At 70.6% G+C, this 12,504-nt stretch carries 15 protein-coding genes; 1 reads left to right on the forward strand and 14 read right to left on the reverse strand.

Features of this window, described 5'->3' with window-relative positions:
• Window positions 1–43: 43 nt before the first annotated feature.
• Window positions 44–814 carry a winged helix DNA-binding protein gene (locus tag ABWP22_RS08930; RefSeq protein ID WP_353199612.1) on the reverse strand — a complete coding sequence of 257 codons (771 nt, stop codon included), beginning with the start codon at window positions 812–814 and terminating at the stop codon, window positions 44–46.
• A 169-nt stretch (window positions 815–983) separates the two neighbouring features.
• Between ABWP22_RS08930 and ABWP22_RS08935 the strand changes: the two genes are divergently transcribed.
• Window positions 984–2,060: a sigma-54 interaction domain-containing protein gene (locus tag ABWP22_RS08935; protein ID WP_353199613.1), complete on the forward strand. Its 1,077-nt coding sequence runs from the start codon at window positions 984–986 to the stop codon at window positions 2,058–2,060.
• Window positions 2,061–2,153: 93 nt separating this feature from the next.
• Here ABWP22_RS08935 and fliD read toward each other — a convergent pair whose 3' ends face one another.
• Genes fliD through ABWP22_RS09000 form a run of 13 tightly spaced genes read right to left on the reverse strand, consistent with a single transcriptional unit; the run spans window position 2,154 to window position 12,495 of the window.
• The gene (gene fliD / locus ABWP22_RS08940; RefSeq protein WP_353199614.1) at window positions 2,154–3,581 is read right to left on the reverse strand and encodes a flagellar filament capping protein FliD; all 1,428 of its coding nucleotides are present in this window, start codon (window positions 3,579–3,581) and stop codon (window positions 2,154–2,156) included.
• Between the two features lie 5 nt (window positions 3,582–3,586).
• A complete protein-coding gene (locus ABWP22_RS08945; RefSeq protein WP_353199615.1) occupies window positions 3,587–4,690 on the reverse strand; it encodes an EscU/YscU/HrcU family type III secretion system export apparatus switch protein in 1,104 nt (367 codons plus the stop codon).
• On the reverse strand, window positions 4,690–5,406 hold the full coding sequence (locus ABWP22_RS08950) for a flagellar biosynthetic protein FliR (protein ID WP_353199616.1): 717 nt from the start codon (window positions 5,404–5,406) through the stop codon (window positions 4,690–4,692). Before ABWP22_RS08950 ends, ABWP22_RS08945 begins: the two co-directional genes overlap by 1 nt.
• On the reverse strand, window positions 5,403–5,693 hold the full coding sequence (locus ABWP22_RS08955) for a flagellar biosynthetic protein FliQ (RefSeq protein WP_353199617.1): 291 nt from the start codon (window positions 5,691–5,693) through the stop codon (window positions 5,403–5,405). The genes ABWP22_RS08950 and ABWP22_RS08955 overlap by 4 nt, the downstream gene beginning before the upstream one ends.
• Window positions 5,690–6,343, reverse strand: coding sequence for a flagellar type III secretion system pore protein FliP (fliP, locus tag ABWP22_RS08960; protein ID WP_353199618.1), 654 nt, complete (start codon window positions 6,341–6,343; stop codon window positions 5,690–5,692). Before fliP ends, ABWP22_RS08955 begins: the two co-directional genes overlap by 4 nt.
• Window positions 6,340–6,555, reverse strand: a complete 216-nt coding sequence (locus tag ABWP22_RS08965) for a flagellar biosynthetic protein FliO (RefSeq protein ID WP_353199619.1) — start codon at window positions 6,553–6,555, stop codon at window positions 6,340–6,342. The genes fliP and ABWP22_RS08965 overlap by 4 nt, the downstream gene beginning before the upstream one ends.
• Window positions 6,552–6,851: a FliM/FliN family flagellar motor switch protein gene (locus ABWP22_RS08970; RefSeq protein ID WP_353199620.1), complete on the reverse strand. Its 300-nt coding sequence runs from the start codon at window positions 6,849–6,851 to the stop codon at window positions 6,552–6,554. The genes ABWP22_RS08965 and ABWP22_RS08970 overlap by 4 nt, the downstream gene beginning before the upstream one ends.
• Window positions 6,848–7,579, reverse strand: a complete 732-nt coding sequence (locus ABWP22_RS08975) for a hypothetical protein (protein ID WP_353199621.1) — start codon at window positions 7,577–7,579, stop codon at window positions 6,848–6,850. Before ABWP22_RS08975 ends, ABWP22_RS08970 begins: the two co-directional genes overlap by 4 nt.
• The gene (locus ABWP22_RS08980; protein WP_353199622.1) at window positions 7,576–8,094 is read right to left on the reverse strand and encodes a flagellar basal body-associated FliL family protein; all 519 of its coding nucleotides are present in this window, start codon (window positions 8,092–8,094) and stop codon (window positions 7,576–7,578) included. Before ABWP22_RS08980 ends, ABWP22_RS08975 begins: the two co-directional genes overlap by 4 nt.
• A gap of 12 nt (window positions 8,095–8,106) precedes the next feature.
• Window positions 8,107–10,233 carry a flagellar hook-length control protein FliK gene (gene fliK, locus ABWP22_RS08985; RefSeq protein ID WP_353199623.1) on the reverse strand — a complete coding sequence of 709 codons (2,127 nt, stop codon included), beginning with the start codon at window positions 10,231–10,233 and terminating at the stop codon, window positions 8,107–8,109.
• Window positions 10,227–10,565 (reverse strand): hypothetical protein, encoded by a 339-nt coding sequence (locus tag ABWP22_RS08990; protein ID WP_353199624.1) that lies wholly within the window; start codon window positions 10,563–10,565, stop codon window positions 10,227–10,229. Before ABWP22_RS08990 ends, fliK begins: the two co-directional genes overlap by 7 nt.
• Window positions 10,562–11,911, reverse strand: coding sequence for a FliI/YscN family ATPase (locus ABWP22_RS08995; RefSeq protein WP_353199625.1), 1,350 nt, complete (start codon window positions 11,909–11,911; stop codon window positions 10,562–10,564). The genes ABWP22_RS08990 and ABWP22_RS08995 overlap by 4 nt, the downstream gene beginning before the upstream one ends.
• Entirely contained in the window at window positions 11,908–12,495 is a 588-nt protein-coding gene (locus ABWP22_RS09000) for a FliH/SctL family protein (protein ID WP_353199626.1), read from the reverse strand. The genes ABWP22_RS08995 and ABWP22_RS09000 overlap by 4 nt, the downstream gene beginning before the upstream one ends.
• Window positions 12,496–12,504 lie beyond the last annotated feature (9 nt).

Raw genomic sequence — 12,504 nt, forward strand, 5'->3', positions numbered from 1 at the left:
TCAACGGGGAGGGAGTTGAACGGTTCGGCTTGAACACCCGGGTCTACCGCAGCGCAAACACCGTCGCAAAGCGCCTGATCCACGCCTGCATCGCCAGATGCGCGGTGTCGGACAGGATGACGAAACTGCGCCGTGCATCGGCGGCATCGGTGCGCCGTTCGAGCAGCCCGGCTTCGGTGAGGGTGCGGATCCAGCGCAGCGCCGTGGTGGTGGGCACGGCGGCGGCCACGCACAGGCTGGACACTGGCACATCCACGCCTTCCATGCGCGCCGCGGTCAGATCGAGCAGCATGTCCCACGCCGGATCGGCGAAGATCTCGGCGGGAAAATGCCGATCCCGATCGCGGCGCAGACGGATCAGCCGCCGCACCAGTTGCGGGCCGACCTGCACGGTCGGATCGGCATCGGTGGCCTCTGCCAAGCGTTCCAGCGCGTCGGCAATGCGGCGGGCGTCGGCCGACAGCGCCACCATATGCTGCGCGGAGAGCGAGGAGTCGGCGACGCCGGGATGGCGGCGCTGGCGATGATCGGCCACCAGCCTGTCGAGCGCATCGGCCCCATCGCCGGGCAGCAGCCAGCCGGCCGCCTGATCGAGCAGGCGCAGCGCATCATCACCATGCACATCGATCAACAGCGGCAGCGCCAGCCTGTCCAGTTCAGGGATCCACCGGTCGCTGTCGGCCGACACCAGCGCCAGATCGGCGGACACCGCCACCGGATCGTCGCCGCCCGTCACCAGCCGCCACCCGGTCCCGGCCAGCGGCAATCCCGCCGGTGGGGCGGGTTCCAGCATCAGGATGCGAATTTCCCTCATTCCCAATCCGTTCCGGCGCGGTCTGCCAAAATGGCATGTGCGCCCGCAGTCATACTGGTCGCATCCGTTCTGAAAGAAAAGCCGATAAGGATTACAAGAAGATTGGCGCGTTGCCGCCAGTTTGTATCCAAACTGGTCAAATATATTATCATTGCGTTAAGGATTACCCATGAAAGGTCAATCCAGACCAACAACAGGCAAGGGCGCCGCCGATCGCGTGCTCAGGGCCAATGAAACCCAAATGGCGCAATTGATCGGCATCAGTCCCGCCATCACGGCGATTCGTGAGGAAATCACCAAGATTGCCGATGCCAGTGCATCGGTGCTGATCACCGGGCCATCGGGCAGCGGCAAGGAGGTGGTTGCACAGAAGCTCCACCAGAAAAGCCGGCGCGCGGCAAAGCCATTTGTGGCCATCAACTGTGCCGCCATCCCGGCAGACTTGATCGAATCCGAACTGTTCGGCCATGAACAGGGCGCCTTCACCGGCGCGGTGAAGGCGCGCGCCGGTCGGTTCGAAACCGCCCATGGCGGCACCCTGTTCCTGGATGAAGTGGGCGACATGCCGGCGGCCATGCAGGCCAAATTGCTGCGCACGCTGGAAACCCGCGTCATCGAGCGCGTGGGCGGCATGCTGCCGATCAGCGTGGATGTGCGGGTGGTGGCCGCCACCAGCGTCGATCTGCAGGCGGCCATTGCCGATGGCCGGTTTCGCGCCGATCTTCTGTATCGGCTGGACGTGATCCACATCCACATGCCGCCGTTGTGCCAGCGCCCCGAAGATGTGCCGGCGCTGATCGAACATTTCCTGGTGCAACATCATCAACACGTGCGCTTCACGCCGGCGGCGATGGCGGCGCTGAGCGCCTGGCCATGGCCGGGCAATGTGCGCGAACTGCGCAACTTCATCGAACGCGCCACCATCCATCATGGCGGGGGCATGATCGGCCGCGAGGATCTGGCCCGCCTGCTCAGCTCGTCGCACCGCCTGCCCGAACCGCGCCCGGAACCGAAACCGGCGCAAGCCATCGAAGAAACGCCGCCGCACGTCTGCACCCTGGCCGGGCTCGGCCCGGATGGCATCGATCTGCGCCAGGTGCTGGCCGATCTGGAATGCGCCTATATCCGCGAAGCACTGGCGATCAGCGGCGGCACCATCGCCCGCACCGCCCGCCTGCTCGGTCTGCAACGCACGACGCTGATCGAAAAGATGCGGCGGTTGCACATCGAGGCCCGGGCGGGCTGAAATGAGCTTTGATTGCATTTGGATTGAACCAACCAAACGCCCTCCCCCTTGCGGGGTGGGCGTTGAAGGGCTCCCATCAAACCGCAATCAAATCTAACTCTGCGGTCGGAACCAGCTGTCCACCAACTGGTCGAGCTGCGCACCCACGGCACGCGATTGCGCCACCGCCGTGTCCATCGCGGCGAACTGGCGGGTCAACAGCGTGCGCAGCGCCGCCACCTGCACATCCACCTTGGCCAGATCACGGCTGGCAGCGTCGCGCTGGCGCACCAGGCTGTCACCGGCGGTACCGGCGATCTGCGCGATGCTTTGCAGCCGGTTCGGCCGGTCTGCGCGCGCCGTCGCCGTCAGCTCGCGCAGCAGCGCTTCGGCATCGCCCAGCCGGGCCGGCGGCAGATTGGCCAGCCGCGCCGCATCGACCGTGATGCCGCCATCACGCGCCACCGACACCCCCAGATCGGCCAGCCGCAGGCCGCCCGCTTCCGGCACCGCCGCCGTCACCAGCCTGGTGATGCGCTGATCGAGCAGGCGGGCGGTGGGATCGGTGGCAAGCGGGCCGGGCGCATCGCCATTCTGCGACGGCCGCCGGAGATCGCCGATCAACTGGCGCATCGCCTGCAGCGTGCCGACAAAGTCCGCCAGCGCGCCCGACAGGGCCGCGCCATCGCGGGCGGCCGTGATGGCAACGCCGCTCGCCGTGCGCCGCAGATTGAGCCGCGCGCCGGGGATCAGATCATCGATGCGGTTCGATCCGCGCGTCACCGCGACGCCATCGACGACCAGCTCGGCGTTTTGCGCGGTTTCGCCATGGACGAGCGTTTCGGCGCCCGGCGTGTGGTTGAAGCGTTCGAGACCCGCACCGCCCCCCGAACTCCCTGCTGGCGCCGCACTGATGATGAAGGCGTTTTCGGCGCCCTCGGCCCCGCGCAGCACCAGGGTTGCGCTGCCGCTGCTGGCGATGATGCTGGCGGTGATGCCGGCATCGCTGGCATTGATCGCGGCGGCCAGACCCGAAAGACTGTTGTTGGCGGCGGTGATGTTGATGTTCACCGAAGGCTTTGCCCCGGCGGCGAAGCTGAAGCCGGGGTTGCCGTTGCTATCGCTGATCGGCGTGCGCCGGCCGGTGATGATGGTCAGCGTGCCCTGCCCCACCGCTGCACCGGCGCTGGCCAGCGCGGCGCTGGTCAGCCGCTGGCTGCTGGCCAGCCGGTTTACCGCCACGCCCGATGCCAGAGCACCGCCGGGGCCGCTGCCGATGCGCTCCACGCTGATGGCATTGTCGCTGCTGGCCAGTTGCAGGCCAAGCTCGCCGGATCGCACCCGCGTGTCGAGCGAGGTGGCGATGCCGGTGAGCGCCGATCTGAGCTGGCCGAGCGCCGAGATGCGGGCGTTGAGCGTATCGCGCTTGCGGGTGATCGGTTCGCTGCGCGACGTGCGTTCGATGCCGACCAGCCCATCGATCAGCCCGCGGCTGTCCAGCCCGGAGCCGGCATTGAGCGCAGTGAGGGCATTGGTGGCCACTTCGGCTATAACGGCAACGGCGCGCCGGCCTTGCGCGGCCGGCCATGTTCATCGAAATCCAGCGCCGGCGGCACGAACACGTCGGGGGTGGATTCCGTTTCGGGATCATCGAACCGCATCACGAAGGCCAGGATGGTCGCCACCGCCGGGAACAGTTCGGCACGCACCATCTGGCCGCGCCTGGCTGACCAGAACAAGGCGCGCGCCAGCCGTGGCGTGCGGATGATCGGCACCCCGGCCGCGCGCGCCGCCGCGATCAGCGCCTGCGCCATGTCGAGCCGGCCCTTTTCCACCACCACGGGCGCCGCGTCGCTGCCGGCACGATAGCGCAGCGCCACGGCGAAGTGCACGGGGTTGACCACCACCACCGCCGCCGCCGCCACGCCCTTCTGCATGCGCGCCTGCGCGGCGGCCATCTGCGCCCGGCGTACCGCCGCCTTCAATTCGGGCGCGCCATCATTTTCCCGCGATTCGCGCTTCACCTCTTCGCGGGTCATCATCAATTGCTGTTCACGCCGCCACCAGGCAAAGCCGGCATCGAGCACGGCCACCACCGCCATCAGCAGCGCCGCGGCCAGCGCCAGCCACAGCAGCGCCGCGCCCACCGCCGGCAAGCCGCCTTCCTCGATGCCGACCAGCATCGGCAAGATCGGCGCCAGCACCGCCCAGGCCAGCGCCGCCATGCCGCCCAGCTTGAGCAGCGCGCTCGCCGCGCCAGCCAAGCCCTGCCAGCCAAAGATCCGTTTCAAGCCCTGCACCGGCGACAGCCGCGAGAATTTCGGCGCCGCCAGGCTGCCCGAGACATGGCGGGCCGTCGCCAGCGCGATCCCGAACCCGGTTACCGCGACGCCGGCAAACAACAGGATCGGCCACAGCAACGGCAACCGGCGCAGCAGCGCCCGGCTATCGCCGTTGGCCGCCGCACCCAGGCTGTCGGCCAGAAAGCCGAGCAGATCGGCCCACAGCGCCGGTCCGGCCAACGCCAGGAACAGGCAGGCGACCCCCAGGCTGGCAGCGGCCCCCAGTTCCTTGGGCGCAAAGACATTGCCATCCTCCAGCGCCTTTTCGCGGCGGCGCGGCGTGGGCTTCTCGGTCTTGTCCCCCGCCATCAGCCAAGCCCCAACCCGCTGGCCAACGCCTGCGACAGCCGGCCGAGCAGATGATCGAACAGCAGCGGCAACAGCGCCACGAACGCCACCAGCAGCGCCGCCGGCCCCACCGCCATCGCCGACAATTGCGGCGCCGCCCGGCTGGCAATCGCCACCACCGCCTGCGCCAGCAGCATCACCGCCAGCACCGGCAGCGCCACCTTCAGCCCCCACAGGAACATCAGGCCGCCGTGCGCTACCACCCCCCCCAGGCCAAGATCGGCCACCGGCTGGCCCATGCCGCTGGCCAGCGCCACCAGCAGTTCCAGATGCAGATCGCCCACCAGCAACGCCACCCAGGCCAAGGTGGTGAACAGGCCGGACAGCGCCCCGGCATTGCCGCCCGCCGGCCCCAGATTGGCAAAGCCAAGACCCACCATCTGCGCCAGCAATTCCCCGGCCAGCGTCGCCGCGCCGAACGCCAAGGCCAGCCCCAGCCCGGCGACCAGCCCGGCCAGCAGTTCACCGGGGATCATCATCCCCGAAAGCGGCGGCGCGCCGGGCCGGAACCCGCCGAACAGGGCGCAGGCCGCCACCAGCGCCAGCCGCGCCCGCCACGGCAGCGCCGCGCCGGCCAGCGGCGGCAGCAGCGCGAAGCACGCCAGCGGACGCACGGCGGCCAGCGTGAACTGCACGAACCACGGCACTGCATCAAAGGCCGGCAGGGTGAAGTTCATGTTATCGCCCCGACCATGTCGATCAGGCCGCGTTCCAGAAAATCACCCAGCGCCAGCATCATGGCTTCGCCGGCCATGATGATCACCAGCACCAGCACCGCCAGCTTGGGCAGGAAGCTGATGCTGGCTTCCTGCACCGAAAAGATCGTCTGGATGAGGCCGACCAGCACCGCCATCACCAGCAGCGGCACCAGAAACAGCGCGGCGCTGCCGGCAAACAGCAGCACGGCTTCGCGCGCCAGATCGGCGAGCATGACATCATCGGGCTGCGGGGTGATGCCGTTCATGTGCCGAAGCTCTTGGCCAGCGCGCCCAGCACCAGGGTCCAGCCATCGACCATCACGAACAGCGCGATCTTCACCGGCAACGACACGGTGGCGGGCGAGACCATCATCATGCCCATCGCCAGCAGGATCGACGCGACCATCAGATCGATGACCAGAAACGGCAGATAAATCACCAGCCCGATTTCCAGCGCCGTCTTCAACTCGCTGGCCACGAACGCCGGCATCACCACCACCAGCGGCACATCGGCGGCCCGGGCATAAGGCCCGCCGCCGGCGATTTCGGCAAAGCGCGTCAGATCCTGTTTGCGCGTCTGGGTCAGCATGAAGCCTTTCAGCTCCGCCCCGGCGCGGGCAAGCGCCTGTTCGGCCGGCAGTTTGCCCGCCACCATCGGCGCCCAGGCACCATCGTGAATCCGATCAAGCTGCGGTTTCATCACAAACAACGTCAGCAGCAGCGCGGTGCCAACCAGCAACTGGTTGGGCGGGCTTTGCCCCAGCCCCAGCGCCTGCCGCAGGATCGCCAGCACGATGGCGATGCGGGTGAACGCCGTCATCATCAGCAACGCCGCCGGCAGCAGCGTCAGCGCCGACATCAGCAGCAGGATCTGCAAGCTGGCCGACAAGGGCGGCAGGTTCAGCACCTCGTTCACGGCGTTGGCTCATCCGCCAGCGTGGCGAGGCCGGCACGCGACTGGCCGATCAGCAAGCGCCGTCCGCCAAATTCCACCACCAGCAACCGCGCGCCGGGCCCGATCGGCAGCGCCTGCACCACCTGCACATGGCGGGTGGGCAACGACAGGCTCACCGCCCGGCGCTTCAGGCCATCCAGCCAGCCCGATGCGGCGAGAACCAGCGCCGTCACAGCCCGCTGCCCGGCAGCACCTCGGTCAGTCGCACGCCGAACTTGTCGCCCACCGACACGATCTCGCCGCGCGCCACCAGCCGATCGGAAATCAGCACATCCACCGGCTGATCCACCCGCCGGTCGAGCACATGCACCTGGCCGGGCGCCATGCCGAGCACATCGGCGAGTTTCAGGCGGATGCCGCCGACCTCGATGGCCAGCCGCACGCTGATCGCGCCGAACGCCCCCAACCGCGCCACATCGGCCGGCGCATCGATGGGTTGCCCGTGCAGATTGCCGGGTTCGATGGTCATGCGCGTTCTCCTTCGGGCTTCAGATCAAGGGCGGTGATGCTGGCCTGCTGGCGCCCATCGGGCAGCGGCGACAGCGCGGCGAGCGCCAGGCGGTGATCGCCCAGCAGCACCGGCATGTCGGGGCAGATATTGAAGCCGATCACCAGGCCGGGTTGCAGCGGCAGCAGCCGGGCCAACGGCACCTCTTCATCGGCCAGCCGCACCGCCAGCCGCATCGGCAGATCGAGCGCCGCCAGCCCAAGGGCACGCGGCGGCACCAGTGGCACCGGCTCGGCCGGCGGCGGCAACCTGATGCTGCCCACCACGCTGCCGCCGCCGGCCAGCGTGACGATCACATCGACCACCAGCGCCGGGCGGCGGCTGCCGGGCGGCCACAAACGGTGCGCCACCGGCGCGAGGACGTCGCCGATCTGGCGGGCATGACGGGCGGTGGTGGTGCCCGTCAGGTGCGGCACAGGCCGCGCCGGATCGCCGCCAAGCCGGATGGTGGCCAGCAATGCGCCCAGGGCCAGCGCCACATCCGGCGCGCCCGGTGGCAGGCCGCGACCGGGGTGCACGGCGGCTTCCAGCCCGAGCAGAATGGTGAGTTCCGCCTCCAGCGCCAGCAGCACCGGCAGGAACGGCGTGTCGTCGCCATCATCGCGCGGCGCCTGCGCCGAACGCGGCCGCCAATCATCGACGAACTGGTCGGGCGGCGGCGCTTCGGTGCGGATCAGCAAGTTGCTCATTGCACGACCAGCGAGGTGAAGAACACCTCCTCGACGAAGCCGGGCTCGCCCTTGGTTTTCAGCGCCGCATTGATCACCTCTTTCAGGCGGCCACGCAGCCCATCCTTGGCACCGGCGGTTTCGATATCGGCGTCACGCACTTCGCCCAGCGCAGCGAGCACCGCCGACACGATGGCGGGCTTGTGTTTTTCGATCGCCGCCGTGGCCTCTTCGCCGCCGAAGGTGGAGATCGACAGCTTCAACTGCAGATAGCGCCCGGAATCGGCGAGATTGCTGGTGAAGGCGTTTTCGACCTCGACATATTCAAGCGGACCCGCTGGCGCCGGTGCGGCTTCTTCATGGCCCTTGGCGGCATGATCGCCCCCGCCACCGCCACCGCCGGCAAATTGCAGCACGGCAATGGCGGCGCCGGCCCCACCGGCGCCGGCGCCGGCGACAAAGGCGAGCACCGGGATCAGCACACCCATCAGCTTGCGTTTGGGTTTGGCGGGCTTTTCAGGCTTGGTATCGGCCATGGGTCAGCTCCTTCAGGCAAAACGATCGGGGGACGGGGTCTGGCGAGCAGCGGTTGTGCGCAGCACGCCGCTGTCACGGCGGCCCGGTTCGGGCGCAGGCGCAGGTGAGGCCTGGGCCTGCGGTTGCTGCTGGCTGTGGCCGGCCGCCGTGCCATTGCTGCCGGCACTGCTGCCGGCATTGCCCGCGAGGGGGTTGGCCGTGTCGGCTGCAAGATCGGCGTGCTGGCCGTTGACGGCATAGCTGGCCAACGCCACGCCGGCCGCCGCCAGATCCTGCGCCAGCCGCGGCGCTTCGCCGGCCAGGATCGGCGCAGCGGCCAACGTGGCCGACAGGCTGACCTCCAGCCGATCGGCACTGCCGGACACGTCCACCTGCACGAACCCCAGCCGATCGGAGGCGATTGCCAGCGTCGGCGTCGGTTCCGGCAGCGGCGCGGCGCGGGCGGCAGCGGACGGCGCAGGCGCAGGCGCCGCAACCGACGGCGACGCCGGTGCGAGTTGCAGTTCCGCCGCGGGCGGCGACGCTGGTGCCTCACTGGCGCCAGAATCGCCCTGGCTGCGCCGCGTCGGCCGGACCGCGTCGATCGCGGCCGTCAGCAAGCCTTGCGGCGGGAGGGCAGGCTGAGGCGGGGCCACGATCTGCGGCGGCGGCACGAGCGCCGGTGAAGCCGGCGGCACAGTGGGTGGTTGGATCAACTGCGGTATTGCCACCATCACGGCGGGCAGCGGCGACGGTTGCGGCGCGCGCACGCCCGGCGGCAACGGGGCGGCGGTCGCCGGGGCTGCGGATGATCGGGCATCAGGCAGCGGCAGGGGCTGCGGCTGCGGCTGCGGCTGCGGCTGCGGCTGCGGCATTTGCAATGTCTGGGCCGTGGCCATGGCCGGATTGGCGACAGGGGGTTCGGTTGGCAACGCCCGTCGGGGCGAAGGCGCCGCGCCCGCCTGGCGCGCGGCCGAACCAAGCGGCAAGGCCGGATCGGAGTCCGCCGGTGGCACCGGCAGCGGCGCGGCGGGGGCCGGCAGTGATCCGGCGCGCAGCCAGGCGATACGGCCGGGCAGCGTGCGCACGGCTGCCGCCAACGGCTCATCCGGCGCGGCAGGCAACGGCGCAGGCGCTGGAGCTTGTTCCGGGGCAGGCGCTGCACCGCGCGCCGCGACGCCGGCAACGGGGCCGATATTGACGTTTGGCGTCGCGGTTTCGGTGGGCACCATGGTCGGCCGGGTCAGTGCCGGCGCAGCACGCACCGCGGGCAGTGCCGGGGCCGTTGGCAAGCCGGAGGACGGGGCAACGCCAGGGGCGATCGGCAGCATGATCGTTTCAAAGGCCATGGCCTCGACCGGCATTGGCGGTGCCATCGGCGACCCGGCCAGCGCAGCAGCAGTGGGGGGCGATACCGAAGGCAGGCTGGCCTGCCAACCGCGCGGGCGCTGCACGCCCGGCGCGGGTGCCGGGGCCGGGCTTGCCGATATCGGCGGCAACGCAACGGTGCGCAGGCGGCGCGGCGGCGCGGCCGGCGCGGTGGCCAGCGCGGCCTGGTCGCCATCCGGCGCAGGGCGCGGCGGCCACGGCATGACAGCATCGGTGCGCGCGACTTTGGGTTGGCGCGCGGGCGCGGGCGGGGCGCCGGTTGACGTGGGGATGGCCACAGCGGTCGCTGGCGGTTCGGCACGGTCGGCGGTCGGCCTGTCCACGACGGTCGGCAAGGCCGCCGGCGTGACGTGTCGCGGCGTGGCCGTGTGCGCGCCGGACATTGGCGCTGGTGCGGCTTGGGCTGCGACCGGCAATTGCGCCAGTTCCGGTACCAGCGACAGCGCCCATGGCTGCGCCAGCAGCGGCGGCTCGGCAACAGGGGCGGGTTCGACATCGGCCTCACGCGGTTCGGACCCGTCCGGCGGCAGCGGGGTTGGGGCCGGGACGGTGCTGGCCGCCAGCGCCTCGGCAAGATGGCCGGCCCAGGGCCGCAGCGCGAGCGGCGCATCCGGCGGCAGGATCGGCAGATCCAGCACCGGCGCATTCGGCGGCGCCGGCGGCTCTGCCGGCAACAGCGTATCCGGCATCAGCAAGAGGGGCATGCCCTGACCGGGCAGCGATTGGCCGGGCAGAGATTGGCCGGGCAGCGGCGGTCCAACGGTCAGCATGATCCCTCCTGTTCGGCGCGGCGGGCGATGGCGGCATCCACGGCGGCACGGGCGGCGGCCAGTTGCCGGCCGGCGTCATCGCGCAGCGCCGCCGATCGCTCCCCGCGCAGCGCCACATCGGCAGCGATATCCTGCAACTGGCCATCGATGCGGGCGCGCGCCGATCGCGCCGCGGCGCTGAGCACGCCATCCGGCTGCCCGCCGACCAGGCCGCGCACCCGCGTCAGCAGCGCCGCATCGGCGGCGGCCTGGCCTTGCGCCCGCGCCAGATCGGCCAGCGCCAACCGCTCGCGGATGCGGCGCACGCGGATCAGCCGGTCGATGGCGCTCATGTCGCCACCAGTTCGATCAGCGTGGCGATGCTGTCGGCCGGATCGCACGCCACGTCACGGCCCTGCATCAGGAACGCCGCCAGCGCCGGTTGCAGCGCCAGCGCCAGATCAAGCTCCGCATCGGCGCCGGGGGCATAGGCGCCCATCAGCACCAGATCGCGATTTTCCTCGGCCAACGCCACCATCCGGCGGAAGGCGCGCGCGGCGGATTCGTGGGCGGGGCCGGCGATATCGATCATCACCCGGCTGGCGCTGTTCACCAGATCGACGGCCGGGAACTGCCCGCGCCCGGCCAGCCGCCGCGACAGCAGCACATGGCCATCCATCACGCCGCGCGCCGCATCGACCACCGGATCGGCGCGGTCGTCGCTTTCGGCCAGCACGGTCGCCACCAGCGTGATCGCGCCGCCGCTGGCGCGGTCGCCACCGGCGCGCTCCGCCAGATCGGCAATCAGTTGCAGCGACGAGGGCGGGAAACCGCGCGCGCCGGCCGGTTCACCACGCGCCATAGCCACTTCGCGCGCGCCGTGCACAACCCGCGACAGGCTGTCGAGGATCAGCAGAACCTGGCGACCCTGGGCTCGGAACCATTCGGCGATGGCAAAGGCCCGCCCGGCGCCGCGCAGCCGGCACAGCATCGCGTCCGACGCCGGCACGGCAATGGTGACGGTGCGCATGCGGGCCGGGCCGGCCAGTTCGGTCTCGATGAAATCGCTGATCTCGCGGCTGCGTTCGCCGATCAACGCCACCACCACCACATCGGCCTGCGCCCAGCGGGTGATCTGGCCGAGCAGCACCGATTTGCCCACACCCGTCCCGGCCATGATGCCGATGCGTTGGCCCTGGCCAAGGCTGAGCAGCGCATCGATGGCGCGCACGCCGGTGGCCAGCGGGCGGGTCACACGCGCCCGCGCATGCGGCGGCAGCGGCGGCGGGCTGGCCGGTACCAGCGCCGTGGCGGCAACCGGCCCCAGCCCGTCGAGCGGCTGGCCCAGCCCATCGATGACCCGGCCGAGCAGCGCATTGCCCACCGCAATCGCGCTGCCCTGCGGGTCAGGCAGCGCCAGCGTGCCCGGCGTGATGCCAGCCAGCGGCGCCAGGCCCATCAACAGCGCGCGGCCATCCCGAAAGCCGATGATCTCCGCCGCCCCCGCCGCTGTGACGCCACCGCCGATGGCAACCCGGTCGCCGATCGCACCGTGCAGGCCCAGCGCTTCGATGATGGCGCCATCGGCGGCAACCACCACGCCGCCGCGGCGGATCGGCAGATGCGGCAGACACACGTCGCTGATCAAGCCCGCCAGACGTGCAGTTGCCTGGCCGGGGCGGGCGCGCCGCGCGGTCATGGCAGCAGCGCAATCATGCGCGCCAGCCGTTCGGCCAGCCCGGCATCGATGCGATAATCGGGCCCGGCAATGGCGACATGGCCGGGCGGCAGTGCCGGATCGCTGCGCGTCGACAGGCCCGGCGGCAGATCGGCCAGGATCAGCGCCAGCGTATCGGGATGCGCCGACACGGTGGGCAGGGCCGCTTCGGCGACTTCGGCCAACGCAGCGGCGACCAGCGGGGCCAGCACGCGGCGGCCAGCCGTCAATTCGGCCATCAGCACGGCCTCGGCCACCGCCTTGACCAGACCGGCCAGCAACGGCTGCAGCGCCGCTTCGTCGATGGCGCAGGCGGCGCGGGCGGCATCGGCGGCGCTGATCAGCGCGGCGCGCAAGGGGGCCAGCGCCGCGTCCGCAACAGCGCGGCCCTGCACTTCGCCCGCCTTGCGGCCGGCCGCTTCGCCTTCGGCGCGGGCTTCGGCAAGCAGGGCACTGATATCGATGGCGGGCAGTGGTTCCGGTTCGGGTTGGGGCTGTGGATTGAGGCTGGCCAGCAGCCGCGCAAGCCCGGCGGCGGGCGCGGGCTTGCCAAGCAGGGCGGCCATGCGGGGGTC

The sequence above is a fragment of the Sandarakinorhabdus sp. genome (assembly GCF_040398665.1).
Classification (GTDB): Bacteria; Pseudomonadota; Alphaproteobacteria; order Sphingomonadales; family Sphingomonadaceae; genus Sandarakinorhabdus.

Bases quoted from the DNA above. Each gene is read 5' to 3' on its own strand.
- ABWP22_RS08980 (WP_353199622.1), bottom strand. From the start codon at position 8,094: ATGGCCGATACCAAGCCTGAAAAGCCCGCCAAACCCAAACGCAAGCTG.
- ABWP22_RS09000 (WP_353199626.1), bottom strand. From the start codon at position 12,495: ATGGCCGCCCTGCTTGGCAAGCCCGCGCCCGCCGCCGGGCTTGCGCGG.
- ABWP22_RS08990 (WP_353199624.1), bottom strand. From the start codon at position 10,565: ATGAGCGCCATCGACCGGCTGATCCGCGTGCGCCGCATCCGCGAGCGG.
- ABWP22_RS08945 (WP_353199615.1), bottom strand. From the start codon at position 4,690: ATGGCGGGGGACAAGACCGAGAAGCCCACGCCGCGCCGCCGCGAAAAG.
- ABWP22_RS08975 (WP_353199621.1), bottom strand. From the start codon at position 7,579: ATGAGCAACTTGCTGATCCGCACCGAAGCGCCGCCGCCCGACCAGTTC.
- ABWP22_RS08935 (WP_353199613.1), top strand. From the start codon at position 984: ATGAAAGGTCAATCCAGACCAACAACAGGCAAGGGCGCCGCCGATCGC.
- ABWP22_RS08930 (WP_353199612.1), bottom strand. From the start codon at position 814: ATGAGGGAAATTCGCATCCTGATGCTGGAACCCGCCCCACCGGCGGGA.
- ABWP22_RS08955 (WP_353199617.1), bottom strand. From the start codon at position 5,693: ATGAACGGCATCACCCCGCAGCCCGATGATGTCATGCTCGCCGATCTG.
- ABWP22_RS08995 (WP_353199625.1), bottom strand. From the start codon at position 11,911: ATGACCGCGCGGCGCGCCCGCCCCGGCCAGGCAACTGCACGTCTGGCG.
- fliK (WP_353199623.1), bottom strand. From the start codon at position 10,233: ATGCTGACCGTTGGACCGCCGCTGCCCGGCCAATCTCTGCCCGGCCAA.
- ABWP22_RS08970 (WP_353199620.1), bottom strand. From the start codon at position 6,851: ATGACCATCGAACCCGGCAATCTGCACGGGCAACCCATCGATGCGCCG.
- ABWP22_RS08950 (WP_353199616.1), bottom strand. From the start codon at position 5,406: ATGAACTTCACCCTGCCGGCCTTTGATGCAGTGCCGTGGTTCGTGCAG.